Origin of the sequence: Bradyrhizobium sp. CCGB20, assembly GCF_024199855.1 — a bacterium.
In the GTDB taxonomy this organism is placed as follows: Bacteria; Pseudomonadota; Alphaproteobacteria; order Rhizobiales; family Xanthobacteraceae; genus Bradyrhizobium.
Genome location: NZ_JANADN010000001.1, coordinates 8,852,772 through 8,877,203, shown reverse-complemented (window position 1 = coordinate 8,877,203; position 24,432 = coordinate 8,852,772). Strand labels below are relative to the sequence as shown.

Below are 24,432 nucleotides of genomic sequence, written 5' to 3'. Positions count from 1 at the left end.
ATGTCGAGGACATGCGCGTTTCCAGAGTCACCATCAGCGATGTGACCTTCGCAGCCGATCTCTCCGGCGCTCTGTTCTGGGAAGAGCAGCGCCTGCTCGTCGTTTCCGACCTGCATCTTGAAAAAGGTTCCAGCTTCGCGACGCGCGGCGTGCTGCTGCCGCCTTATGATACGCTCGCAACGCTCAGCCGTCTCGCAGCCGTCGTCACGCACCACAACCCTCGTGTGATCATCGCGCTCGGCGACAGTTTTCACGACCGCACCGCGCATGAGCGGTTGTCGCCTGAGGACCGCGATGCCGTTGCCGTGCTCCAGACCGGCCGCGACTGGATCTGGATCTCGGGCAATCACGATCCGATGCTGCCGCGCGATCTGGGCGGGACCATCGCCGACGAAGTCGCGATCGGCCCGATCACTTTCCGTCATGAGCCGACCGGTGCAGCCGGCGAGATTGCCGGCCATCTGCATCCGAAGGCGCGCGTCTCTGCGCGCGGCCGCTCGATGGAGCGCCGCTGCTTCGCCAGTGACGGGATGCGCGCTGTGATGCCCGCCTTCGGCGCCTATGCCGGCGGCCTCAGCATTCGCGACGCCGCGTTCGCAAAGATTTTTCCGAAGAACGGCTTTGTCGCCCATCTGCTTGGTGACCGCCGCGTCCACGCCATCGCGGCCTCTCGCTGTTATTGAGATTCGTGCCGCGCAGGCGCGCCAACCGGTTCCATCGGGCCTCAATTCTCAACTGCCGGCCCCATCAGGACGTGTGGTTAACGGAAATTAGGACAGTGTTACGTTCAGTACTTGTCCGGAGTCGATTTAGTCGATTGCCGCCACTAATTTGACACTCGCCGGGGCTGGCATTTCGCATCCCGAACAAGATTGTAACCGGCAAGGGGTCGCTGCAAGGCGGCCCCTTTTGATTCCTCCTTCCGCATGCGGATCAACACCACAGCATTGTCGCCCGGCACCGGAACAAATTAAGAACACTTTAGCAAGTCTTTGATATATCATTGTGATTCGGCGCGTTGCCGACACCATATCTAGCGTCTGTCAGACTTTGCGAGGACTACATGTCCACCATCGCCTTCGACCAATTTGCCCTCACCCGGATCGCCGATTTCGCGCGCTCGCTGTCGCGGCTGCATCAGGCGGCGCGCCGCTATGCGGTCGATGACGACCAGTTCGACCGCGAGTTCAATGCGGTTTGCCAGTCGATCTGGGGCTACACCATCGACGACGTCAGCGACGATCTGTTCTCGGCCGAGGATCATTTGTTCCTCGACACGCTGGACGAAGCGCATGCGCGCATCTTCGCAGCCGAGCAGGGTTACGACCTCATAGGCGAGATCGGGATGCTCACCGACTGGTGGGGCTTCTGCTGGATGATCCTGGCCGAGAAGCGCGGCCTGCTGACTCAGGACAATCGCGCCGCCGCGCGTGCGGCGATCGAGGAGAAATATCTGGCCGCGCCGAATGTGATCGGGGTGATCATCGGGAGGTGACGCTCTCGACCCTCATCCTGAGGAGCGCGCTTGCGCGCGTCTCGAAGGATGAAAACCTAGTTGCAGCAGCGGGGGCCTTCATGGTTCGAGACGCCGCGCAAGAGCGCGGCTCCTCACCATGAGGATCACTAATCCAATCCCGCCCGCTTTGCGGGCTTCTGCGCCGGTGTCTTCGGCACCGTCACGTCGGGCAGCGCCTCGCGCACGATCTCGGCCGATGTCGGCGCATCGGCCGCCACCGTCTCTGCGCGCACCGGCGCCACCTTCATTTCGCCGAGGCGCGCACGGACCTGCGCGGTGAGGCCGGGGTAGGAGGCCACAGGGGTGAAGTCCGCAGCCTGGTCATTGCCGACGCGGATGCCGGTATAGGCGACGAGGCCGTCGCTGGTCGCGATCACGTCGCCGGCCTTCAGCGAGGAATCCAGCGCGAGATCGACCGGGGCAAGGCCGACCGGCTCGCGGCCGTTGCAGGTGCAGTCGGCGCGCAGCGCCTTGCGATAGGCGAACGCGTTCTCGCTGTCGGCGTAGCGCTCGCCGGTCTGCGAAGCGGCGCCGTCGATCGAAGAGCCGAAATAGACCTTGGTCGCGCTGGCGGGACAGAAGGCCTGACACATCTGCGCGGGTGAGGTGAGGCCGCGCATCAGTGGAAAATATTTGCCGTCGCAGCTGCGCACGCAGAAGGCCGGGCCCGAGCCGCCGGCCGCCGCCGCGCGTGTCGGCGGTACATATGGCGAGGTTGCGGCATTTTGCTGGCCGGTGAAGGGATCGGCGTAGGAGTTCGCCTGATGCGGCACCTCACGCTGCGGCCGCTGCTGCTGCATGCCGCCGAAGAAGAAGTCGAACAGGCCCTCGGCCGAAACCGGGGCCGGCGCCGCAAGCAGCGGTGCTGCCAGAATGGCGGCTACAAGCGTCGCGCGACGTTGCTGCCGCGCATGGGACAACTTTGTACGCAATGCTCACTCCACCGAACGCTACTGAATCGGCCAGGACCTTTCGGGGTCTCGGCGCCTGATTCACCATAATGCGGGATGGTAAATGAGCAGTTGCGCGGCGGCGGTTTCAAGTCGAGGCGGTGACCTCTTTAAGGCCAGGCACAACTTCCGACGGATGGTTGCTTCCGGGCAACGCCCGGGCATGACGGCCAGGAATGTTTCGCCGTCTCAAGCCTTCAGGAACTCCGACGCCTTGTACAGCGAGCGGAACGGCAGGCCCGCGGCGCCGAACGTGTCGGTGGCGCCTTCCTCGCGGTCGACCATGGTCAGCACCAGCACGACCTCGGCGCCGGTCTCGCGCACGGATTCCACCGCCTTCATCGCCGAGCCGCCGGTGGTGGTGACATCCTCGACGATCACGACGCGCTTGCCTTCGAGCGTCTCGCCCTTGGGCAGGCCTTCGATCGCGAGCTTCGCGCCGTGCTCCTTCGGCTTCTTGCGCACGAAGAACGCCGCGATCGGATGGCCCTTGATCCAGGAGATCTGTGCGAGCGCGCCGGCCAGCGGCACCGCGCCCATCTCGAGCCCGCCGATGAAATCGAGCTGGTCGTCCTTCAGCGCCTCATAGGTCAGCTCGGCGAGCAGCGTCGCGCCCTCCGGGTCGAGCATGGTCGGCTTCAGGTTGAAATAGAAATCGCTCTTGCGGCCCGACGCGAGCGTCACCTCGCCGCGGCCGAAGGAGCGCCGGCGGATGATTTCGAACAGGCGGGCGCGAGAGGCAGATTTCGACACGGCGGTCCCTCGGAAGCATTTTTGGAGGTGGCGGAATCTATCCGCGACGGCCGCGACATTCCAGAGGGGGCGTCTCCCGTCAAGAGGGATCGGCCATCCCGGGCCGCCGGTTGTGGGGGTGCAACCTTCTGGGGTAGGTGGATGCCAGATATCTCGGCAAGGAAACTGGGCAAGGAAACGCGTAAATGACCATCGAGCTGCACACCTGGAACACGCCGAACGGCCGCAAGATCTCGGTCGCTCTGGAAGAAATGGGGCTGCCCTACAAGGTGGTCCCGGTGAACATCACCAAGGGCGAGCAGATGGCGCCGGGGTTCCTGAAGCTCAGCCCCAACAACAAGATCCCTGCGATCGTCGACCCCGAGGGCCCGGACGGCAAGCCGGTCAGCATCTTCGAGTCCGGCGCGATCCTGCTCTATCTCGGCGAAAAGACCGGCAAATTCCTGCCGAAATCGCTTTCGGCGCGTATCCCCGTCTATGAATGGCTGATGTGGCAGATGGGCGGCTTCGGCCCGATGCCCGGCCAGGTGCATCATTTCATCGCACTCGAGAACGAGCAGGACCGCGCCTATGGCCTCAAGCGCTACATGGCGGAGACCCGCCGGCTCTATGGGGTGCTGGACCGCCGGCTGGAGGCCCACGACTTCGTCGCCGGCGACCTCTCGGTTGCCGATTTTGCCATCCTGGGCTGGGCCTGGCGCCACCCTCGCCACAAGGTTGAGCTGGCCGATTTTCCCAACGTCAAGCGCTGGTACGACGCCCTGATGGCGCGCCCGGCCGTGAAGCGGGGCATGGAGGCGAAGCTGGATTGATCTGACGGTGTCGTCGCCCGGCTTTGACCGGGCGACCCAGTATTCCAGAGGCAGCGGTGATTGAGCCGAGAGGCTGCGGCGTACTGGATGCCCCGGTCAAGCCGGGGCATGACAGTGTGCTTCACACCTTCTTCGCTTCCACCGCCATCCGCACCGCAAGCCCGGCGAGCACCGTGCCCATCAGCCAGCGCTGCACCAGCATCCAGCTCGGCCGGCTCGTCAGGAACAGCGCGATCGATCCGGCCGCGAGTGCGATCATCGCATTCACGCTGACGCTGATCGCGATCTGGATCGCCCCCAGCACCACCGACTGCGCCAGCACGCTGCCGGCGGTGGGATCGATGAACTGCGGCAGCAGCGCCAGATACAGCATCGCAATCTTCGGATTGAGCAGATTGGTGACGAAACCCATCGCGAACAATTTGCGCGGGCTGTCGATCGCAAGCTGCTTCACCTGGAACGGCGAGCGTCCGCCCGGCTTCACCGCCTGCCAGGCCAGCCACAGCAGATAGCCCGCGCCGGCGAAACGCAGCGCGTCATAGGCGAAGGGAATGGCGAGCAACAGCGCGGTGATGCCGAACGCTGCGCACAGCATGTAGAACACGAAGCCGAGCGCCACACCGCCGAGCGAGACGATGCCCGCGGCCGGCCCCTGCGTGATCGAGCGCGAGATCAGATAGATCATGTTCGGCCCCGGCGTGAGCACGAGACCAAGGCAGACGAGGGCGAAGCCGAGCAGGGCGGAGGTGTGGGGCATGGGTGAACCGGTGCGGGAGGATGCAGTGGTTCTAATATGCGAGGCGCGGCGGGGCCATCGCGCAATTGCACGGAGGACAATTCGATTCCCGCATGTCACCCCAACGTCGTCCCCGCGAAAGCGGCGACCCACACCCCCAGGGCGAAGTTTGAGGCGAGATCGTCATGGGCAACCTTCGCCTAACTCGATCCTGTGGTTATGGGTCCCGGCGTTCGCCGGGACGACACCGTGCTGGTGGAGAGATCAGTGCGCCTCGTCCCAATTGTTCGCCGCGCGCGCATCGACATGCAGCGGCACCGACAGCAGCACCGCCGGGAAGGGGGCGTCCTGCATCACGTGCTGCACGACCGGCAGCGTCGCCTCGACTTCCGCGTCAGGCACCTCGAAGATCAACTCGTCATGCACCTGGAGCAGCATCTGCGCCGACAGCTTCTTCTGCACCAGGGCATCCTCCATCCGCGTCATGGCGCGGCGGATGATGTCCGCGGCGGTGCCCTGGAGCCGCGCGTTGATGGCGGCGCGCTCGTTGAACGCGCGCACCGAGGCGTTCGAAGCCTTGATGTCGGGATAGTACATCTTCCGGCCGAACAGCGTGGTGACATAGCCGTTGCTCCGGCAGAAGTCGCGCGTCTCGTCCATGTAGGCGCGGATGCCGGGGAAGCGCTCGAAATATTTCTTGATGTAGGCGGAGGCTTCCTCGCGCGCGATGCCGAGCTGGTTGGCGAGGCCGAACGCCGAGATGCCGTAGATGATGCCGAAATTGATCGCCTTGGCGCGGCGGCGGACCTCGCTCGGCATGCCCTCGATCGGCACGCCGAACATTTCGGAGGCCGTCATGGCGTGAATGTCGAGCCCGTCGCGGAACGCCTGCTTCAGCACAGGAATATCGGCGATCTCGGCGAGCAACCTCAGCTCGATCTGCGAATAGTCGGCGGAGACGAGCTTGTGTCCGGGTGTCGCGATGAAGGCGCGGCGGATCTTGCGGCCGTCCTCGGTGCGCACCGGAATGTTCTGCAGATTCGGCTCGTTCGACGACAGCCGGCCCGTCGTGGTCGCGGCCAGCGCGTAGGTCGTGTGCACGCGATGGGTCTGCGGGTTGACGTAGGTCGGCAGCGCGTCGGTGTAGGTCGATTTCAATTTTGAAACCTGGCGCCACTCCAGGATCTTCTTCGGGAAGTCATGGCCCTGCTCGGCGAGCTCGTCGAGCACCTGCGCGGTCGTCGACCACGCGCCGGTCTTGGTCTTGGTGCCGCCGCTTAGCCCCATCTTGCCGAACAGGATGTCGCCGATCTGCTTCGGGCTGCCGACATTCACCGGCTCGCCTGCGATCTCCTGGATCTCGGCTTCGACGCGCGCCGCGGTCTGGGCGAAGTCGCCGGACAGACGTGACAGCACCTGGCGGTCGATCGAGATGCCGCGCCGCTCCATCCGCGCGAGCACGGAGACGAGCGGACGCTCCAGCGTCTCGTAGACCGCGGTCATGTGCTCGGCGACGAGGCGCGGCTTCAGCACGCGCCACACCCGCAAGGTCATGTCGGCGCCTTCCGCCGACAGCGGCGCAGCCTTGTCGATCGGCACCTGGTCGAAGGTGATCTTGCCCTTGCCGCTGCCGAGCAGCTCGCTTTCCTTCAACATGGCGTGGCCGAACCAGCGCTCGGACAGCGATTCCAGCCCGTGCGAGCCGCGGCCGGCATCGAGCACATAGGAGATCAGCTGCGCATCGTCTGAGTTGCGCAGCGTGATGCCGTGCTGTGCCAGCATCACGGCGGTGAACTTGACGTCGAAGCCGATCTTGAGAATGCCTGACGATTCCAGCACCGGACGAAGCGCTTCGATGGCGTCGGCATGCTTGATCTGGTCGGGCGCGAGACCCGCATCGAACAGACCGGCACCGCCGCCGGACTGCTTGTGTGCGAGCGGCACATAGCAGGCCTCGTTCGGCGCCAGCGCCAGCGCGATGCCGCAGAGATCGGCCTGCATCGGATCGATGGAGTTCGCACGCATTTCGATCGCGACCTGACCAGAATCATGGATGCGTGCGATGAAGGCATTGAGTTCGGCGAGCGTCTTGATCGCCTGGTACTTGCCGCGGTCGACCGGAAGCTTGCGCAGCGCCTCTTCGCGCGCCGCGGCCAGCGAGATCGGCGCGCCCTTGACGCTCGCCGATTTGTCGCCCTTGTCGCCGCCCGTTGCGGCGGCCGCAGGAGCGGCGAAGAGATCGCCGGAAGCCTCGGGCGATGTTGCTTTCGCGGCGGCGCCACCGGCCTTCGCGCTGCTGCTGTTGCTCGCATCGGCATCGACATTGGCCGGATCGATCTGCGAATAGTCGGCGACGCGGCGCGTCAGCGTGGAAAATTCCATCGCCTTGAGGAAGGCGACCAGCTTGCGGGCATCGGGCTCGTGGACGGCGAGATCGTCCAGCGGTACGTCCAGCTCGACCTTGTCGTCGAGCAGCACCAGCTGACGCGAGATCCGTGCCTTCTCGGCGTTCTCGATCAGCGCCTCGCGCCGCTTCGGCTGCTTGATCTCGGTGGCGCGGAACAGGAGCTGATCGAGGTCGCCATATTCGACGATCAATTGCGCTGCGGTCTTGATGCCGATGCCGGGCACGCCCGGCACGTTGTCGGTGGAATCGCCGGCCAGTGCCTGCACCTCGACCACCTTCTCCGGCGGCACGCCGAACTTCTCGATCACCTCGGGGATGCCGATGCGGCGATCCTTCATGGTGTCGTACATGGTGATCTTGTCGTTCACGAGCTGCATCAGATCCTTGTCGGAGGACACGATGGTCGTGGTGGCGCCGCGTTCGCTGGCCTGCCGCGCATAGGTCGCGATGAGATCGTCGGCCTCGAAGCCGCCTTGCTCCAGGCAGGGCAGGTCGAAGGCGCGCACCGCCTCGCGGATCAGCGCGAACTGCGGAATGAGATCGTCAGGCGCCGGCGGCCGGTGGGCCTTGTACTCCGGGTAGATCTTGTTGCGGAACGTGACTTCCGACTTGTCGAACACGATGGCCAGATGCGTCGGCCGGTTGTCGGCGGGCATGTCGCGAAGCAGCTTCCACAGCATGTTGCAGAAGCCGAGCACGGCGTTGACCTGCAGGCCGTCGGATTTGCGGTTCAGCGGCGGCAGCGCATGATAGGCGCGGAAGATATAGCCGGAACCGTCGACCAGGAAGATGTGGTCGCCCTTGCCCGCGGCCTTCGCCGCGACCGGTTTGGCAGCAGCTGGCGCAGCGGGTTTGGTGTCGGCGGCCTTGGGCGCAGCAGCTTTGGTGTCAGCTTTGGCGGTGGTCTTCGGGGATGTCTTGGGCATGGCCGCAATGTATGAATTTTTGCGGGCTTTGACAGCCTTGGGAGGGGGATTTTTGGCTTGCTGGCGCCGCTATCCCCACTGTCATTCCCCGGCTTGACCGGGGAATCCAGTACGCCGCGGCCTATCGGTCGACAATGACTGTCTCTGGAATACTGGGTCGCCCGGTCAAGCCGGGCGACGACACCGCTACTCCGCCGCCTGCAACTGCGCGCCCGCCTTCTTCGGCGCAATCCAGAAATTATCCGGCCGTTCGAACAGGAAGTGCGCATTGAGCCGCAGCGCGGCCTGCCAGATCGCCAGCGCGCCGAGCACGCCGACAATGGTGACGATCAGCGACACCGTGCCGATGTCGGCAATGATGCCGGTGCGCAGCAGCAGCGTTCGTGTCGTCGCCATCGGCAGGAAGAAGGCGAGGTAGATCACGATCGAATGCTCACCGCAGAAGCGGAAGAAGTTCAGCCAGTGCGCGCGCGCGAGCAGCGCGCCGGCCGTGATGATGGCGCAGGCGCCGGCGAAGCCGAGCGCGAGTGAGACGATCTTCCATTCGCTGGCGCCGCACGCGACGAGGCCCGCATTGACCAGCGCCCAGGTCGCGAGCGCTGCCAGCGCAAGCGCGGGGCGGCCGCGCGCGCGATCGGACAGCGCGAACACGTAAGGCGCGAACAGGTAGCCCGAATAGAAATACACGAAGCGTGCGCAGAATTCGTCGATCGCCGTCCATCCGGTCGAGATGCGCGCCGTCTCCAGCGCGGCGGCGACGAGCCAGATCGCCAGCGGCGGGACTCGCCGTGTCAATTTTGTGACGACGAAGAAGATCGGCAGCAGATAGATGAACCAGAGCGTGCCGAACGGCTCGATGAAGGATTCCAGATACAGGAGGCCGGCGTCGCGCCAGCTCGTCTCCGCGGCGAATGCGGGCGCCTTGAAGCCGAACTGGATTGTCACCCAGACGACATAGAAATAGGCGAAATGCACCACCTTGCGGTCGAGATAGGTTCGCCAGTCCCGATCAATCACCAATGGCAGGAACAGGCCCGAGATCAGGAAGAAGTCCGGCATCCGGAACGGCTTTGCGAACGCCACGGCGACATGCATGAAGCCGGTCTTGCCGGCGGCGAGCTCCACCCCCAGCACCGAATGCATCATCACGACCATGACGATGCAGATGCCCTTGGCATAGTCGACCCAGTCGACACGCGCCGCAGAAGGGGCCTTGGAAAGCCCGCCCGCGGCGATTGTCCCTGATAGTGCCATGGTGTCCCTTTTCGAGGCGCGATCCGCCCGGCTCTGTGCGGGCGTGGCGCAGTGTGGAGCCTTGCGGTTTACGATTTCTTTACCGGTACAATTCGCGTGCCGGTTTTTACATGCGGACTGTTCCCTCCCCTCAGGAAAATGCTAAACCGGCCTGGATTGGGGTTTCGTTAACCAAGCTGGAACAGGGTCTTTCATGCGAATCGCGATGATCGGAACGGGCTATGTGGGGCTGGTGTCCGGAGCCTGCTTTGCGGATTTCGGTCACGACGTCACCTGCGTCGACAAGGACGAGAAGAAGATCGCAGCGCTCCATCGCGGCGAGATCCCGATCTACGAGCCCGGCCTCGACGAGCTGGTCGCGACCAATGTGAAGGCGAAGCGGCTCGACTTCACCACCGACCTGTCGAAGCCGGTCGCGGATGCCGATGCCGTCTTCATTGCGGTCGGCACGCCGTCGCGCCGCGGCGACGGTCACGCCGACCTGTCCTATGTCTACGCCGCCGCGAAAGAGATCGCGCAGTCGCTGTCGGGCTTCACGGTGGTCGTGACCAAATCGACCGTTCCGGTCGGCACCGGCGACGAGGTCGAGCGCATCATCCGCGAGGCCAATCCGTCGGCCGATGTCGTCGTCGCCTCCAATCCCGAATTCCTGCGCGAGGGCGCGGCGATCCGCGACTTCAAATATCCCGATCGCATCGTGGTCGGCACCTCCGACGAGCGCGGCCGCAAGGTGATGGGCGACGTCTATCGCCCGCTGTCGCTGAACCAGGCACCGCTGATGTTCACCGCGCGCCGCACCGCCGAGATGATCAAATACGCCGCGAACGCGTTCCTCGCGACCAAGATCACCTTCATCAACGAGATCGCGGATCTCTCCGAAAAGGTCGGCGCCAACGTCCAGGAGGTCGCGCGCGGCATTGGCCTCGACAACCGCATCGGCACCAAGTTCCTGCATGCCGGTCCCGGCTTCGGCGGCTCGTGCTTCCCGAAGGACACCAAGGCGCTGATCAAGATCGCGCAGGACTACGACGTCTCGCTGCGCATCGTCGAATCCGTGCTGGCGGTCAACGAGAACCGCAAGCGCGCGATGGCGCGCAAGGTCGGCCAGGCGCTCGGCGGTAGCTTGCGCGGCAAGACCATCGCCGTGCTCGGCCTCACCTTCAAGCCCGACACCGACGACATGCGCGATGCGCCGTCGATCCCGCTCGTCACCGGCCTGATCGACATGGGCGCGACGGTCAAGGCCTTCGATCCCGTCGGCATGGAGCAGGCCAAGGGCGAGCTGCCGAACATCATTTATTGCGAGGACGCCTATTCCTGCGCTGAAGGTGCCGATGCGCTCGTCATCGTCACCGAATGGGTGCAGTTCCGCGCGCTCGATCTCGACCGGCTGAAGACGACCATGACCCAGCCCGTCGTCGTCGATCTGCGCAACATCTATCGTCCCGAAGACATGGAAGCCGCCGGGTTCGTCTATGAGAGCGTTGGACGTCCGCCGGTGCAGCAGGGCTGATACGGACTGATTATCCGCTAAATTCGTCAAGGCCGGGCTTGTCCCGGCCGTCCACGTTTTGTTTGCTTCGTCGTATGAGAACGTGAATGCCGGGGACTCTTGTGCGAAGACGCGCTTCGCGCTTTTGCCCGGGCATGACGAACGGATAGATACTTGCCCCGCAGCTTCGACACGCCCCTTCCGATCGATGCCGTGCTCGACGACCTCTCGCGCACGCTGGAGGCGCATAACGCCGCTGTGCTGGTGGCCCCGCCGGGGGCCGGCAAGACGACGCGCGTGCCGCTGGCGCTGCTCGATGCGCCCTGGGCCGCAGGCAAGAAGATCATCGTGCTGGAGCCGCGGCGCATCGCTGCGCGGGCCAGCGCCGACCGCATGGCCAAATCGCTCGGCGAGCGGGCCGGCGAAACCGTCGGCTACCGCGTGCGCTTCGGCTCCAAGATCTCGCGCGCGACGCGCATCGAGGTGGTGACCGAGGGCATCTTCACCCGCCAGATTCTCGACGATCCAGAGCTCTCGGGCGTTGCCGCAATCCTGTTCGACGAATTCCACGAGCGTTCGCTTGACGCCGACATGGGCCTTGCCCTGGCGCGCGATGCGCAAACCGGCCTGCGCGAGGATCTGCGCATCCTCGTGATGTCGGCAACGCTCGACGGTGCGCGCGTAGCAAAGCTGCTCGGCGATGCCCCCGTCGTCGAAAGCGAGGGTCGCGCCTTTCCGGTCGAGACGCGCTATCTCGGCCGCAAGGCAGATGCGCCGGTGGAGCGGCAGATGGCAGATGCGATCGCGTCTGCCCTCCGCGCCGATAGCGGTTCGGTGCTGGCGTTCCTCCCGGGCGCCGCCGAGATCCGCCGCACCCAGAATTTCCTCAGCGAGCGCGTCCAGGATGCCTCCATCGAGATCGTGCCGCTGTTCGGCGCGCTCGATGCTGCCGTGCAGGATCGCGCGATCGCGCCCGCGCCGAAGGGTACGCGCAAGGTGGTGCTGGCGACCTCGATCGCGGAGACCTCGCTGACCATCGAAGGCGTGCGCATCGTCGTCGATTCCGGTCTCGCCCGCGTGCCGCGCTACGAGCCCGACATCGGGCTGACGCGGCTCGAGACCGTGCGCGCTGCGCGTGCGGCAGTGGATCAGCGCCGCGGCCGTGCCGGCCGCACCGAGCCCGGGGTCTGCTACCGGCTCTGGGACGAGCCGCAGACGGCCTCGCTCGCGCCTTACACCCAGCCGGAAATTTTGAGCGCCGACCTGTCCTCGCTGGTGCTCGACCTCGCGCAATGGGGCGTTGCCGATCCCGCGGCCCTGTCGTTCCTCGATCCGCCGCCTCAGCCGGCCTGGAAGGAAGCCAAAAGCCTGCTCGAAGAGCTCAACGCGCTCGACGGCGACGGCCGCATCACCGCGGAAGGCAGGAGCCTGCGTGCGCTGGCGCTGCCGCCGCGGCTGGCGCGCATGATCGTGGATTCGCATCGCGTCGGCAGCGGCGAAGCTGCCGCCGAGATCGCAGCCATCATCACCGAGCGCGGGCTCGGCGGCGACAGCGTCGATCTCGAATACCGGCGCGACCAGTTCCGCCGCGACCGCTCGCCGCGCGCCGCGAGCGCGCGCGATCTCGCCCGGCGCTGGGCTTCGCAGGTCGCAGCGTCGGAGAAGGTCGCATCCGGACAGGATGATCTCTCGACCGGCCTGATGCTCGCCTACGCCTTCCCGGACCGCGTCGCGCGCAATCGCGGCAATGGCAGCTTCGTGCTCGCCAATGGTCGCGGCGCCGCGGTGGAGCAGACCTCCTCGCTCGCCCGCGCGCCCTATATCGCGATCGGCGAGATGACGGGCACGGCGGCGAGCGGCCGTATCCTGCTGGCGGCGCCGATCAGCGAGGACGACATCGAGCGGCATTTCGCCGAGCATATCGAGACCGTCGACGAGATTTCCTTCGATCGCGGCGCGATGGCGCTGCGCGCGCGGCGCAAGCGCGCGCTGCATGCGATCACGCTCTCCGAGGCTACACTTGCCGTGTCGCCCTCGGAGGACACCGCGCGAATTTTCGCCGATGGCCTGATCGCGGCTGGCCTCGACCGGTTGCCCTGGTCCAAGGCCGCAAAGCAATGGCGCGACCGCGTGATGTTCCTGCGCAAGGCCGAGGGCGACAGCTGGCCCGACCTGTCAGACGGCGGGCTGGTCGCGCGGCGCGACGATTGGCTGGTGCCCGCGCTCTACGACAAGATTGCACTGAAAGAGGTCTCCGCCGGCGATCTCTCCGACGCGCTGATGGCGCTGTTGCCCTGGGAGATGCGCGCAAGGCTCGATCGCGAGGCGCCGACGCATTTCGAGGCACCGACCGGAAGCATGCTCGCGATCGACTACGAGGCCGAGCAGGGGCCGACCATTGCGGTGCGGCTCCAGGAGTTGTTCGGGCTCAACACCCACCCGTCGATCGCCGCCGGCAAGGTACCGCTGGTGCTGGAATTGCTGTCGCCGGCGCAGCGTCCGGTGCAGGTGACGCGCGATCTCCCCGGCTTCTGGCGCGGCAGCTACGCCGCGGTGCGCTCCGACCTGCGCGGCCGCTATCCGCGCCATCCCTGGCCGGACGATCCGGCCAGCGCATTGCCGACCCGGCGGGCGAAGCCGCGCGGGACGTGAGAAGCCATTAACCGTTCGCTCATCCTTTTCGTCAAAATGACACCGGCCCGGCGGCGGCGTCGCTCGCGGATGGCCGTGGCGCGTGATGAAATCGGGCTTTCCGGCTCGGAAGTGGTGTGATGCGTAACATTGTGATCTTCGCGGCCATCATGATCGGCCTCGGTACTTTCATGGCGCAGATGGCGGACAAGATGAGCTCTGCCTCGGCCACGTCGGTGCCGCGCACGGCGCTCGCAGCTGCGACGACGACGGCGGCGCCGGCCGGCGGTCGCAGCCTCAGCATCCCCCGCGATGGTCGCGGCCATTTCCAGACAGATGGCCGGATCGACGGCCAGCGCATCGGCTTCATGGTCGACACCGGCGCGTCCGTGGTGGCGCTGAACGAGACCTCGGCCGCGCGTTTCGGCCTGCGTCCCTCGCGCGGCGAGTACAACGCCACCGTCTCCACCGCCAACGGCACCATCAAGGCCGCGCGCACCCGCATCGCCATGCTCGATGTCGGCGGCCTCGTCGTGCGCGACGTCGACGCCATGGTGCTGCCGGACGAGGCCCTCTCGGAGAACCTGCTCGGCCTCTCCTTCCTGTCCCGCCTCAAGCGCTTCGAATACGCCAACGGCCAGATGGTGCTGGAGCAGTAAGCCGCTCCACGCGCGCTGACGAACCGTCGTTCGCATGAATTTTTCAGGACGGCCGGAGCGGATGAAACTCCCGCCAGGCCCTGCTTTGCCGTTACCAAACTGCCGCAATTATCATCCATAAGGCGCCAATCCCGCCTTCCGCTGCGGCCCGGCATTCGCTAAGGCTGCATCAATTCCTGCCCTTTTCATGAGACCGTCTCAATGTTTCCCAAGCCGAAATCCGTCTTGCTGCCCAACACCTACGCCTATGAATCCGAGCCGATGGTGAAGGCCACGGGTTTTCGCGAATATGACGCGCGCTGGTTGTTCCAGAAGGAAATCAACCTGATGGGAATCCAGGCGCTCGGCATGGGGCTGGGTGCGCTGATTGCCGAGCTCGGCGTCAAGCAGGAGATCGTCACCGGCCACGACTTTCGCGGCTATTCGGCCTCGATCAAATATGCGTTGATCTCCGGCCTGATGGCTGCGGGCTGCAAGGTGCACGACATCGGGCTCGCGGTGACGCCGATGGCCTATTTCGCGCAGTTCGACCTCGACGTGCCCTGCTGCGCCATGGTCACGGCCTCGCACAACGATAATGGCTGGACCGGCGTGAAGATGGGCGCCAACCGCCCGCTGACCTTCGGTCCCGACGAGATGACGCGGCTGAAGGAGATCGTGCTGGGCGCCGAGTTCAAGAACAAGGCCGGTGGCTCCTACCAGTTTCACGAGAACTATCCCGCGCGCTACATCGCCGATCTCACCGGCCGTCCGAAGCTGACGCGCAAGCTCAAGGTGGTTGCAGCGTGCGGCAACGGCACCGCCGGCGCGTTCGCGCCGCAGGTGCTGGAGGCGATCGGTTGCGAGGTGATCCCGCTCGACACTGAGCTCGACCACACCTTCCCGAAATACAATCCGAATCCGGAAGACATGGAAATGCTGCACGCGATCCGCGACGCGGTGCTGCATCACAAGGCCGACGTCGGCCTCGGCTTCGACGGCGACGGCGATCGCTGCGGCGTCGTCGACAACACCGGCGAGGAGATCTTCGCCGACAAGGTCGGCGTGATGCTGGCGCGCGACATGTCGGCGATCCACAAGGATGCGCAGTTCATCGTCGACGTGAAGTCGACCGGCCTGTTCGTCACCGATCCCGTGCTGCAGAAGCAGGGCGCCAAGGTCGCGTATTGGAAGACCGGCCATTCCTACATGAAGCGCCGCACCAACGAGACGGGCGCGCTCGCGGGCTTCGAGAAGTCCGGCCACTTCTTCTTCAACAAGCCCTATGGACGCGGCTATGACGACGGGCTCGTCTCCGCGATCGCGATCTGCGACATGCTCGATCGCGCCCCCGGCAAGTCGATGGCCGACCTGAAGAACGCGCTGCCGAAGACCTGGTCGTCGCCGACCATGTCGCCGCATTGCGCCGACGAGACCAAATACGGCGTCATCGACCAAGTGGTGAAGCACTTCGAGGGCTTGCAGGCCAAGGGCGCCAAGATCGGCGGGCAGGCGATCCGCGATCTCGTCACCGTCAACGGCGTGCGCGTTACGGTCGAGGACGGCAGCTGGGGTTTGGTGCGCGCCTCCTCCAACAAGCCCGAGCTCGTCGTCGTGGTCGAGAGCCCGGTCTCCGAGCAGCGCATGCACGACATGTTCGAGATGGTGAACAGCGTGCTGCGCACCCATCCCGAAGTCGGCGAGTACAATCAGAAGATCTGATTGAGGCGATTCGCTGCGTCATCGGCGGTGTGCTCCCTCGCCCCGTTCTGACGGGGAGAGGTGAAGGAGCAGCGTCACACGGCGCTTACGCCGTCCGCAGCGAGCCCAGGAAGCCGTCAACCTCGGACTTGAGACGGTCGGACTGCGATGACAGTCCGGCTGCGGCCTGGTGCATCTTCGTGGCGGCGGCGCCGGCCTGTTCGGAGGCCTTGCTGACGCCGACGATGTTGTCGTTGACTTCGCGCGTGCCGGTGGCTGCCTGTTGCAGGCTGCCGGCGATCTCGCGCGTCGCCAGGCCCTGCTGATCGACCGCGCTCGAGATCTGGCCGGAGATCTGGTCGATCTCCGCGATCGTCGTGCCGATCGCCTGGATGGCATTGACGGCATCGTTGGTCGCGCTCTGGATGTTCTGGACCTGCGCCGAGATTTCCTCGGTGGCTTTCGCGGTCTGGTTCGCCAGCGCCTTCACTTCGCTCGCGACCACCGCAAATCCCCTGCCGTGCTCGCCGGCCCGCGCAGCCTCGATGGTGGCGTTCAGCGCGAGCAGATTGGTCTGGCTCGCGATGTTCTGGATCAGTGTGACGACCTCGCCGATCTTCTGCGTGCCGCTGGCAAGGCCCTCGACCACCTCGTTGGTACGGCGGGCCTCATCCGCGGCCTTGGCCGCGATCTCCGCGGAGCGGGCGACCTGCTGCGTGATGCTGGTGACGGATGCGGTGAGCTCCTCGGTCGCAGCCGCGACCGTCTCGACATTGCTCGACGCCTGGTTCGACGCTGCGGCCGCCGCGGCGGTCTGCCGCGCGGTGTCGGTGCTGTTGTTGCTCATCGCCGATGACAGCTGCTGCACTTCGCTGGCGGCAACTGCGACGGCATGCACGATGCCGCCGATGCTGCGCTCGAAATTGCTGGCAAGCCGCTGCTTGGCCGCCTCGCGCTCGTCCTTGGCGCGCTGCTCGACGTCGTGGCGCTCGCTGTTGGCGCGCGCTTCCGCCGCCATCGCGGCCTGCGCCTCGGCGGTCTTCACCGCCGTGGTCTCGAACAGCTCCTGCAGCTTGTGCGCCAGTGCAATCAGCACGCCGGCCTCGATCAGCAGGATCACCGCATGCAGCACGACGCGGCCGAAATCGGAGCCGCCGGGATAGATCGCCGCGGGCAGCAGGAAATTCAGCGCGATGTGATGCAGCGCGACCGCGACCGTCGCGGCGACGATCGGCCGGTAGTCGCAATAGGCGACCGTGCAGGCCAGCGCCGCGAAGAAGTACATGTGCATGTCGATCTGCCAGGGATGTCCCTCGAACTGGTAGGTGAACATCGACACGCCGCTCATCAGCGCGACGGCAAAAACGAGGCGCGTGGAGAGGCCATTGCCCGACATGCGCCAGGACAGGGTCGCAGCGAGCGCGAAGATCGCCATGAAGATTGCGGGGATCAGCCAGGCCTTGCCGAGCGCAAGGCCGATCGTCATGCTGATCGGTACGTGCAGCCAGAGCGCTGCAACGAGCATCTTGCTGGTGGTCTGGCGCAGCGATTCGAGACCGTCGTTCTCGACAACCATTTCATCCTCTCCAGGACTACGAGCCGAGTGGCTACACGCCAGAAGGCTATCTGCCAAAACATGCTGAGACCGCTTGCGCGTCCATCACGAACCAGGCGCCCGCATCATGCAGGCGGCGCAGTCCGTCATGGTCATCCGGGCGGACGACGAGGAGGGTGGGAAGGGCAGTTGCCCCGACGATCGCCGCTTGCGCGGATCCCGCAGCCTGAAAAACCTGTTGCGTGCTCCACCAGGGCGGAAACGCAACCGCGACGACTGTCGCGCCCGGACGAACCTGTAAGGTGAGGATAGCGAGTGCGATCCAGCCTGCGACGAGCAATGTCGCCGCATTCGCCCAGGCAGGCCATCGCCGGGACGGAATCGCCGTTTTCCCCTCCATGCCGCATAGATAGGCGCACGGAGCTAATTCTCGGTAAATGCTTGCTTACCGAGGTACCGAATCGGGCGGGGGCAGGGACTCTACGGACGCCGGCGGCCAGTTGCCGCCGAGCTTGATGGCTGGACTTCAGGCCGCCACCACTGCCGGGATCGGCAGCGCGGTGACTGACTTGATCTTCTCCATCGCGAAGCGCGAGGTGACGTTCTTCAGCGGCACGGCGCTGATCAGCTTCTTGTAGAACACGTCGTAGGCTTGCATGTCCGCGACCACGACGCGCAGCATGTAGTCGACGTCGCCGGCCATGCGGTAAAACTCCATCACCTCGGGCATGGCGCTGACGGCCTCGGCGAACTTCTTCAGCCAGGCGTCCGAATGATCGGCGCTCTCGACTGACACGAACACCGAGATACCGAGCCCGATCTTGTTCTGGTCGACCAGGGCGACCCGCTTCAGGATCACGCCGTCGGCCTCGAGGCGCTGGATGCGTTTCCAGCAAGGGGTCGAAGACAGCCCGACGCGATCACCGATCTCGGCGACGGACAGGGAGGCATCTTCCTGGAGTACCATCAGGATCTTGCGGTCGATGGCATCGAGGCGGCGGCTGGTCTCGGGGAGCTGGACAGCGACATCAGTCATTTGAAGAACTTTGTTCCAATATGAGGGCTACTTTCCCTGATATATAGAAAAATCTTCTATCGCAAGCCCATAATCTCGGCGCGCCCCTGGAATCGCTCTAGGACCTGTCTCGTAAAAACCTTTCAACTTCAATACGTTGCGGGGCAGCCGGGCCGCCACCGTGGCGGGTGCATTTCAGCGCTGCGGCGGCCGCGGCGAATCGCAGCGCCTCCCGCACCTCCTCGCCTTCGGCGAGGCGAAGCGTGAAGGCGCCATGGAAGACGTCGCCGGCGCCGAGCGTGTCGACCGCCTCGACGGGGAAGGCCGGTGTCTCCTCCGGCTCGCCCGCTGCGTTCAGCCAGATCGTGCCACGTGGGCCGCGCGTGGCGGCGAGGAAGGCGGGCGTCAGTCCGGCGAGGTGCCTCAGGGCGTCGCCGTCATCGGCGATCCCGGCGGTCTCCTGCACCTGTTCGCTGGCGAACAGCAGATGCGAGGCGCGCGTGAGCAGGCTGTCGGTCAGCGCCATGGCGCGATCGACGCCGACGATGACAGGAATGCCACGCCGTCGCGCCTCGGCGCAGAGATCGATGCAGAAGGCGCCGCAGCGGCTCTCGACGAGGACCGCTTGGCACGCGGCGAGCAGCTCGTCGGCGTCGGGCAGCTTCACGCTCCACAGGGCGGGATCGCGATAGATCGTGAGCGTCCGCTCGCCCGAGGGCTCGATCATGATCGCCGAGACGGGCGTGGTCAGGCCCGGCATGCGCACGACGCGGCTGGTGTCGATGCCCTCCTGCGCCATCCGCTCGAGAATGAACCCGCTCGATGTCTCGCCCGCGTCGCCCATTGGCCCGGCAAAGGATACGCGGCCGCCTAGTCGTGCCACCGCGATGGCGGCGTTCAGCGCGTTGCCGCCACAAATCTCCGCGAGATGGTTCGCGTTGGCCTTGCTGCCGCGCGCGGGCATTGCCTCGACCCGAAAGGTGAGGTCGCGCACGGGAATGCCGATGCAGAGAATGCGCGGCGCGGTCCCGGCCATCGGCGGTCTCAGCTCAAGTGCCGCTCTTGTCGTGCACCCAGCGGCCGAGCAGATGGTGGGCGATGGCGAACGGATGCGGACCGGCGTATCCGTCCGGATGCGTCCGCGCCAGCATCAGCGCGGCCTCCTCGCGCGTGAACCAGCGCGCATCCTCCAGCTCCGAGTGATCGACGACGACGTCCTCGTTCAGGGCGCGCGCGCTGCAGCCGATCATCAGCGACGACGGATAGGGCCAGGGCTGGGTCATGTAATATTGCACGTCGGTGCAGCGGATCCCGGATTCTTCGAGAATCTCGCGGCGTACCGCGTCTTCGATGGTCTCGGCGGCCTCGACGAAGCCGGCGAGGCAGGAATACATCCCCGGCGGAAACTGCTTCTGGCGGCCGAGCAGGCACTTCTCGCCCGAGGCGACCAGCATGATCACGACGGGATCGGTGCGCGGAAAGTGCTCGGCCTTGCAGGCGGGGCAGTCGCGCTTCCAGCCGCCTTCCTTCATCGCGCTCCGCGTGCCGCAATTGGCGCAATAGCCGTGGCGCTGATGCCAGCTCACCATCGATTTCGCCATCGCGATCGCCGAGAGCTCGTCGGGCGGGATCGCGCCCTGCATCGCCATGCCGCGCAGCTCGGTGACGGTGTAGTCCTCGCGGCCGACCAGCTTCTCGGCTGCCGCCTGCGACATCCCCATGCCGAACACCGCCGCGCCGTCGCGAAGCCCCAGGAAGATCGTGCCGGGATTGGCACCGCACTTCGTCGCTTCGTCGATCGACAGCAGTGCACGCGCCTTGTCGCCCTCGCGCTTCACCAGTAGCGAGTCGCGGTAGACGACATAGGCGCGCGATGAGGACTTCTGCTCCATCGCGAACAGTTTTTCGTCGTCCCGGCGCAGATGCGCGGCGCGATCGAGGACGTTGGTGACGAAGGCCGGCTGTCCCAGCGGAAATGCGTCGAATGCTGACATTTCTTGTTCTTTCAACCCAACCAGATTTTTCGGCGAAGCGCGCTGATGAAATTCTGAACCTCGGTGGCGTCATGCGCCAGGGGAGGCATCACGCCCCAGACCGGCCGCGGCCAGGCCGCGTCACCGGTGCGGCGTGCGATGATGTGGACGTGAAGCTGCGGCACGAGATTGCCTAGCGCGGCGACATTGAGTTTGTCGCATTTGGTGATCTCCTTCAGCGCGCGCGAGACGCGGGAGATCTCCGTCATGAGTTGCGCCTGCTGCACCTCGTCGAGATCGATGATCTCGACCGCATCAGGCCGCCGCGGCACCAGCAGCAGCCAGGGATAATGCGCGTCCTTGATGACCAGCACCTTCGACAGCGGCAAATCGCCGATGTCGATGGTGTCCTCTTTCAGGCGGGAGTGCAGCGACCAGGCGGGTTCGGGCATATGCGTTTCCGAGTGGCCCGGTGGGTTCGGGCTTGTATGGTCCGACCATACGATACGGATTTGGCGAGGGGAAGGTTAGGGCTCAGCTGCTTCTGCATACTCGCTCGTCGTCCCGGACAAGCGAAGCGAAGATCCGGGACCCATAACCACAGGGAGTAGTTTGGCGAAGACTCGGAGTTGCCAGACCTCGCCAAACACGGCGCTGTGGTTATGGATTCCGGGCTCGCGCTGCGCGCGCCCCGGAATGACAGGAATCACGCCTCCGCGAGCACCCGCGCATTGGCGCGGATCGAGGCTTCGCTGACGCGGATGCCGAGGCCGGGGCCATCCGGCACGACCACATGACCGGCGCGGTTGACGACGCGCTCTTCCAGCACGTCCTCGGTCAGCACGTGATGCGGCATGTAGAATTCGCAGCCGAGCGAGATGCCCGGCGTTGCAGCGATCAGCTGCGTGCCGGCGGCCAGCCCAATGCCGCCCTCCCACAGCGTGCCGCCATAGCCGGGCAGGCCGGCGATGTCGGCGATCGCCATGATCGCCTGCGCCTCGAACAGGCCGCCGGCCTTCATCAGCTTGATCGAGACGGCATCGGCGGCCTCGCGGCGCACCACCTCCATCATGTCGCGGCGGTCGAAGCAGCTTTCGTCGGCGAGCACGGGCGTCTCCAGCGCTGCGGTGAGCTGCGCCATCACGTCGAGATATTTGCGCGGCACCGGCTGCTCGATGAAGGTCGGTGCGAACTCCTCGACATCGCGCAGGATCTTGATGGCGCCGAACGGCGCCAGCGCCTGGTTGTAGTCGACGCGCAGATCGACCTTGTCGCCGAACTCCTTGCGGATCGCTTCGAGATGATCGAGGTCCTCGCGATGCGGCTTCACGCCGGTCTTGACCTTGTAGATGACGTTGCCGTCCGGAACCATTTTTCGCATGCGCTCGAGATCGGCGGCGAAATCCGGATCGGCGATCGAGAACGACAGCGGGATCGTGTCGCGCACGCGGCCGCCGAGCAGGTCCGCGACAGACAACCCCGACGATTTGCCGACGATGTCGAGCAGCGCCATCTCGATCGCGACTTTTGCTTCCGCGTGTCCGACCAGCGCACGGTCGAGCTCGGCCATCAGCGCGCGGATGCGGCGCACCGGTTTGCCGAGCACGATCGGCCGCAGATAGATATCGAGCGCGGAGAACGCCGCTTCCGGCGTTCCCGTGAACACCTCCCACGGCGCCGCCTCGCCCCAGCCGACCACGCCGTCGCTGGACGTCAGCTCGAGCAGCACGCGCTTGACCGTGCCCTTGACGTTGCCGACGCCCTGCAGGCGCGCCATCTTGATCGGGCTCTCGATCAGGAACAGCCTGATGCGTTCGACGGTCGTTTCGGTCATGTCAGGCCTCCATTGACGTGCCAGACCTGGCCGGTGACGTAGGATGCTTTGGGTGATGCCAGGAAGGCGATGATCTCGGCCACTTCTTCCGGCCGTCCGCGGCGGTGCATCGGGATCAGCGCCTCGGTCGCGGCGATCTGCTCGGGCGACAGCCGGCTCTCGCTCGGCTTGTCCTTGACGATGAGGCCCGGCGCAACCGCGTTGACGGTGATGCCGTCCTGGGCGAGCTCGATCGCGGTCAGGCGGACCAGCGCTTCCAGCGCTGAGCGGCTCGCGGCCGTCGCAGCGAAGGGCGCGAATTCCGGGCGGATCGCGTGCGCCACGAACGACGACACCGCCACGATCCGCGCGTCCTGCCCCGTGCGCAGCAGCGGCAGTGCGGCCTCGACCATGCGCGTGAACGCCAGCGCGGACTCATCCATCGCCTGCCGGAATTGATCCGCCGGCGTGCCGATCGCGCTGCCGCGGCGGGCATGTCCGCCGACCAGGATCAAGCCGTCGAGCCGACCGAATGCGCGTTGCGCAGCGGCGATGGCGTCGGTGACGGCTGCTGCCTCGGCGAGATCGCCGAGGCATTTTGCGACCACAGCACCTCTTGCTTCGGCGTCCGCAGCCGTGGCGTCGAGACCTTCTGCGTTCGAGCGCGTGTGCAGCAGCAGCCCGGTGCCCGGAGCTGCGAGCAGTTTTGCGGTGGCGCGGCCGATGCCGCTGGCGGCACCGGTGACGAGATAGACGCGGTTGATCTCAGGCATCACGAGGCTGCGTTGGCCGGCGGCAACGCGCCGGTGCGGTGGAAATGGCTGAGGAAGGCGCGCGTCGCGGCTTCCTGCGGATTGTCGATCACCTGCCGTGCGGGGCCTTCCTCGACGACGATACCGTCGCGCATGAAGATGAGACGGTCGGCGACTTCGCGGGCAAACGCGATCTCGTGGGTCACGATCACCATGGTCATGCCCTCGGACGCGAGCTGCTGGATTACGTTCAGCACCTCGCCGACCAATTCAGGGTCGAGCGCGGAGGTGGCTTCATCGAACAGCATCACGTCCGGCTCCATCGCCAGCGCACGCGCAATCGCGACGCGCTGCTTCTGGCCGCCGGACAGCGTCGCCGGATATTGGTCGGCCTTTTCCGCAAGGCCCACCTTGGCGAGCTGCGCGCGCGCGAGCTTCTCGGCGTCGGCCTTGGCCATGCGCCGCACCGTGACCGGTCCCTCCATGACGTTCTGGAGCGTCGTCATGTGCGGGAACAGATTGAAGTGCTGGAACACCATGCCGGTGGTGGCGCGGAATTTCGCCAGCGTCTTCACGTCCGGCAGTTTGGCGCCGTCGCCGAATGAAAAGCGCGTGTCGCCGACGCGGACGCTGCCGCCATCGGGCACGACCAGCAGATTGATGCAGCGGAGCAGCGTCGATTTGCCGGAGCCGGATGGGCCGATCAGCGCCACGACACCGCCCTTGGCGACGTCGAGATTGATGTTCTTCAAAACCTCGTTGCTGCCAAAGCTCTTGCGCAGGCCGCGGATCTCGATTTTCGACGTCTCGCTCATTCGCTGACCGCCAGTCGCTTCTCGCCGCGGCGGACGATGATGGTGAGCGGGATCAGGATCGCCGCATAGGCGACCGCAACCGCGGTGTAGGTCTCCAGCGGCCTGTAGCTGTCATGGGCGGCGACCTGGCTTTGGTAAACGAGGTCGGGCACGGCGAGCACCGAGACCAGCGAAGTGTTCTTGAACTGGATGATCGACTGGTTCATCAGCGCCGGGATCATGCGTTTGATCGCCTGCGGCAGCACGATGCGCCGCATGCTCTGGCCCGGCGTCATGCCGAGCGCGGCGCCGGCTTCCGACTGGCCCTTGTCGATCGAGATGATACCGCCGCGGATGATCTCGGAATAGAACGAGCCGCCATAGAGCGAGAGCGCCAGCGCCGAGGCCGTGATCGGCGTCATCTCGACGCCGGCGAGGATCGGCAGTGCGTAATAGAACCAGATCAGCTGCACCAGGATCGGCGTGCAGCGGAACGCTTCGATGAAGGTGAGGGCGACGAGACGCACCGCCTTGAAGCGCGACAGGCTGCCGAACGCCCCGAACAGGCCGAAGACGAGGCCGAGCAGCACGATCACCACGGTGAAGCCGACGGTGACGCCGAGTCCGTTGAGAAAGAGCCAGCGATAGCTCCAGAGGATGCCGAAGTCCCACTGATACATGCGTGTTTAACTCGTCGTGGGTGCCGTTAGCACC

General features: G+C 65.5%; 21 protein-coding genes. 7 read left to right on the top strand and 14 right to left on the bottom strand.

Going from position 1 to position 24,432, the window contains the following annotated elements:
- Positions 1–11: 11 nt before the first annotated feature.
- Positions 12–683, top strand: a complete 672-nt coding sequence (pdeM, locus tag NLM15_RS41860; protein WP_254123830.1) for a ligase-associated DNA damage response endonuclease PdeM — start codon at positions 12–14, stop codon at positions 681–683.
- A gap of 380 nt (positions 684–1,063) precedes the next feature.
- Positions 1,064–1,495 carry a hypothetical protein gene (locus tag NLM15_RS41855; RefSeq protein WP_254123829.1) on the top strand — a complete coding sequence of 144 codons (432 nt, stop codon included), beginning with the start codon at positions 1,064–1,066 and terminating at the stop codon, positions 1,493–1,495.
- A 128-nt stretch (positions 1,496–1,623) separates the two neighbouring features.
- On the opposite strand, the gene NLM15_RS41850 is transcribed toward NLM15_RS41855, so the two are convergent.
- A complete protein-coding gene (locus NLM15_RS41850; protein ID WP_254123828.1) occupies positions 1,624–2,448 on the bottom strand; it encodes a DUF2865 domain-containing protein in 825 nt (274 codons plus the stop codon).
- Positions 2,449–2,655: 207 nt separating this feature from the next.
- Complete coding sequence (gene pyrE / locus NLM15_RS41845; RefSeq protein ID WP_254123827.1) at positions 2,656–3,219, bottom strand: orotate phosphoribosyltransferase; 564 nt, start codon at positions 3,217–3,219, stop codon at positions 2,656–2,658.
- Between the two features lie 185 nt (positions 3,220–3,404).
- On the opposite strand from pyrE, the gene NLM15_RS41840 reads away from it, so the two are divergent.
- The gene (locus NLM15_RS41840; RefSeq protein ID WP_254123826.1) at positions 3,405–4,031 is read left to right on the top strand and encodes a glutathione S-transferase family protein; all 627 of its coding nucleotides are present in this window, start codon (positions 3,405–3,407) and stop codon (positions 4,029–4,031) included.
- A gap of 121 nt (positions 4,032–4,152) precedes the next feature.
- Here NLM15_RS41840 and NLM15_RS41835 read toward each other — a convergent pair whose 3' ends face one another.
- The 3 genes from NLM15_RS41835 to NLM15_RS41825 all read right to left on the bottom strand — a co-directional run bounded on the left by NLM15_RS41835 (position 4,153) and on the right by NLM15_RS41825 (position 9,354).
- Positions 4,153–4,788, bottom strand: a complete 636-nt coding sequence (locus NLM15_RS41835) for a LysE family translocator (RefSeq protein ID WP_254123825.1) — start codon at positions 4,786–4,788, stop codon at positions 4,153–4,155.
- A 243-nt stretch (positions 4,789–5,031) separates the two neighbouring features.
- A complete protein-coding gene (polA, locus tag NLM15_RS41830) occupies positions 5,032–8,100 on the bottom strand; it encodes a DNA polymerase I (RefSeq protein WP_254123824.1) in 3,069 nt (1,022 codons plus the stop codon).
- Between the two features lie 186 nt (positions 8,101–8,286).
- A complete protein-coding gene (locus NLM15_RS41825) occupies positions 8,287–9,354 on the bottom strand; it encodes an acyltransferase family protein (RefSeq protein WP_254123823.1) in 1,068 nt (355 codons plus the stop codon).
- A 193-nt stretch (positions 9,355–9,547) separates the two neighbouring features.
- Here NLM15_RS41825 and NLM15_RS41820 point away from each other — a divergent pair, with 193 nt between their 5' ends.
- The 4 genes from NLM15_RS41820 to NLM15_RS41805 all read left to right on the top strand — a co-directional run bounded on the left by NLM15_RS41820 (position 9,548) and on the right by NLM15_RS41805 (position 15,837).
- Complete coding sequence (locus tag NLM15_RS41820; protein ID WP_254123822.1) at positions 9,548–10,867, top strand: UDP-glucose/GDP-mannose dehydrogenase family protein; 1,320 nt, start codon at positions 9,548–9,550, stop codon at positions 10,865–10,867.
- Between the two features lie 153 nt (positions 10,868–11,020).
- Positions 11,021–13,498, top strand: coding sequence for an ATP-dependent helicase HrpB (gene hrpB / locus NLM15_RS41815; RefSeq protein WP_254123821.1), 2,478 nt, complete (start codon positions 11,021–11,023; stop codon positions 13,496–13,498).
- Between the two features lie 119 nt (positions 13,499–13,617).
- Positions 13,618–14,136: a TIGR02281 family clan AA aspartic protease gene (locus NLM15_RS41810; RefSeq protein WP_254123820.1), complete on the top strand. Its 519-nt coding sequence runs from the start codon at positions 13,618–13,620 to the stop codon at positions 14,134–14,136.
- A gap of 201 nt (positions 14,137–14,337) precedes the next feature.
- Positions 14,338–15,837 carry a phosphomannomutase/phosphoglucomutase gene (locus NLM15_RS41805; RefSeq protein ID WP_254123819.1) on the top strand — a complete coding sequence of 500 codons (1,500 nt, stop codon included), beginning with the start codon at positions 14,338–14,340 and terminating at the stop codon, positions 15,835–15,837.
- An 85-nt stretch (positions 15,838–15,922) separates the two neighbouring features.
- Here NLM15_RS41805 and NLM15_RS41800 read toward each other — a convergent pair whose 3' ends face one another.
- The 9 genes from NLM15_RS41800 to NLM15_RS41755 all read right to left on the bottom strand — a co-directional run bounded on the left by NLM15_RS41800 (position 15,923) and on the right by NLM15_RS41755 (position 24,398).
- Positions 15,923–17,392: a methyl-accepting chemotaxis protein gene (locus tag NLM15_RS41800; RefSeq protein ID WP_254123818.1), complete on the bottom strand. Its 1,470-nt coding sequence runs from the start codon at positions 17,390–17,392 to the stop codon at positions 15,923–15,925.
- Positions 17,393–17,897: 505 nt separating this feature from the next.
- Positions 17,898–18,407, bottom strand: coding sequence for an Lrp/AsnC family transcriptional regulator (locus tag NLM15_RS41790; RefSeq protein WP_254123816.1), 510 nt, complete (start codon positions 18,405–18,407; stop codon positions 17,898–17,900).
- A 97-nt stretch (positions 18,408–18,504) separates the two neighbouring features.
- Entirely contained in the window at positions 18,505–19,422 is a 918-nt protein-coding gene (locus tag NLM15_RS41785; protein ID WP_254123815.1) for a sugar kinase, read from the bottom strand.
- Positions 19,423–19,435: 13 nt separating this feature from the next.
- The gene (gene nudC / locus NLM15_RS41780; protein ID WP_254123814.1) at positions 19,436–20,380 is read right to left on the bottom strand and encodes an NAD(+) diphosphatase; all 945 of its coding nucleotides are present in this window, start codon (positions 20,378–20,380) and stop codon (positions 19,436–19,438) included.
- Between the two features lie 11 nt (positions 20,381–20,391).
- Positions 20,392–20,811, bottom strand: coding sequence for an HIT family protein (locus NLM15_RS41775; RefSeq protein ID WP_254123813.1), 420 nt, complete (start codon positions 20,809–20,811; stop codon positions 20,392–20,394).
- Between the two features lie 254 nt (positions 20,812–21,065).
- A complete protein-coding gene (locus NLM15_RS41770) occupies positions 21,066–22,193 on the bottom strand; it encodes a muconate cycloisomerase family protein (RefSeq protein WP_254123812.1) in 1,128 nt (375 codons plus the stop codon).
- The gene (locus NLM15_RS41765; protein WP_254123811.1) at positions 22,190–22,945 is read right to left on the bottom strand and encodes an SDR family NAD(P)-dependent oxidoreductase; all 756 of its coding nucleotides are present in this window, start codon (positions 22,943–22,945) and stop codon (positions 22,190–22,192) included. The genes NLM15_RS41770 and NLM15_RS41765 overlap by 4 nt, the downstream gene beginning before the upstream one ends.
- The gene (locus tag NLM15_RS41760; protein ID WP_254123810.1) at positions 22,945–23,739 is read right to left on the bottom strand and encodes an amino acid ABC transporter ATP-binding protein; all 795 of its coding nucleotides are present in this window, start codon (positions 23,737–23,739) and stop codon (positions 22,945–22,947) included. The genes NLM15_RS41765 and NLM15_RS41760 overlap by 1 nt, the downstream gene beginning before the upstream one ends.
- A complete protein-coding gene (locus tag NLM15_RS41755) occupies positions 23,736–24,398 on the bottom strand; it encodes an amino acid ABC transporter permease (RefSeq protein ID WP_254123809.1) in 663 nt (220 codons plus the stop codon). Before NLM15_RS41755 ends, NLM15_RS41760 begins: the two co-directional genes overlap by 4 nt.
- Positions 24,399–24,432 lie beyond the last annotated feature (34 nt).

Excerpts from the sequence above, each read along its gene's own strand:
- pdeM (WP_254123830.1), top strand. The coding sequence starts at position 12 with ATGCGCGTTTCCAGAGTCACCATCAGCGATGTGACCTTCGCAGCCGAT.
- NLM15_RS41855 (WP_254123829.1), top strand. The coding sequence starts at position 1,064 with ATGTCCACCATCGCCTTCGACCAATTTGCCCTCACCCGGATCGCCGAT.
- NLM15_RS41840 (WP_254123826.1), top strand. The coding sequence starts at position 3,405 with ATGACCATCGAGCTGCACACCTGGAACACGCCGAACGGCCGCAAGATC.
- NLM15_RS41835 (WP_254123825.1), bottom strand. The coding sequence starts at position 4,788 with ATGCCCCACACCTCCGCCCTGCTCGGCTTCGCCCTCGTCTGCCTTGGT.
- polA (WP_254123824.1), bottom strand. The coding sequence starts at position 8,100 with ATGCCCAAGACATCCCCGAAGACCACCGCCAAAGCTGACACCAAAGCT.
- NLM15_RS41825 (WP_254123823.1), bottom strand. The coding sequence starts at position 9,354 with ATGGCACTATCAGGGACAATCGCCGCGGGCGGGCTTTCCAAGGCCCCT.
- NLM15_RS41820 (WP_254123822.1), top strand. The coding sequence starts at position 9,548 with ATGCGAATCGCGATGATCGGAACGGGCTATGTGGGGCTGGTGTCCGGA.
- NLM15_RS41810 (WP_254123820.1), top strand. The coding sequence starts at position 13,618 with ATGCGTAACATTGTGATCTTCGCGGCCATCATGATCGGCCTCGGTACT.
- NLM15_RS41805 (WP_254123819.1), top strand. The coding sequence starts at position 14,338 with ATGTTTCCCAAGCCGAAATCCGTCTTGCTGCCCAACACCTACGCCTAT.
- NLM15_RS41800 (WP_254123818.1), bottom strand. The coding sequence starts at position 17,392 with ATGGTTGTCGAGAACGACGGTCTCGAATCGCTGCGCCAGACCACCAGC.
- NLM15_RS41790 (WP_254123816.1), bottom strand. The coding sequence starts at position 18,407 with ATGACTGATGTCGCTGTCCAGCTCCCCGAGACCAGCCGCCGCCTCGAT.
- NLM15_RS41785 (WP_254123815.1), bottom strand. The coding sequence starts at position 19,422 with ATGGCCGGGACCGCGCCGCGCATTCTCTGCATCGGCATTCCCGTGCGC.
- nudC (WP_254123814.1), bottom strand. The coding sequence starts at position 20,380 with ATGTCAGCATTCGACGCATTTCCGCTGGGACAGCCGGCCTTCGTCACC.
- NLM15_RS41775 (WP_254123813.1), bottom strand. The coding sequence starts at position 20,811 with ATGCCCGAACCCGCCTGGTCGCTGCACTCCCGCCTGAAAGAGGACACC.
- NLM15_RS41770 (WP_254123812.1), bottom strand. The coding sequence starts at position 22,193 with ATGACCGAAACGACCGTCGAACGCATCAGGCTGTTCCTGATCGAGAGC.
- NLM15_RS41765 (WP_254123811.1), bottom strand. The coding sequence starts at position 22,945 with ATGCCTGAGATCAACCGCGTCTATCTCGTCACCGGTGCCGCCAGCGGC.
- NLM15_RS41760 (WP_254123810.1), bottom strand. The coding sequence starts at position 23,739 with ATGAGCGAGACGTCGAAAATCGAGATCCGCGGCCTGCGCAAGAGCTTT.
- NLM15_RS41755 (WP_254123809.1), bottom strand. The coding sequence starts at position 24,398 with ATGTATCAGTGGGACTTCGGCATCCTCTGGAGCTATCGCTGGCTCTTT.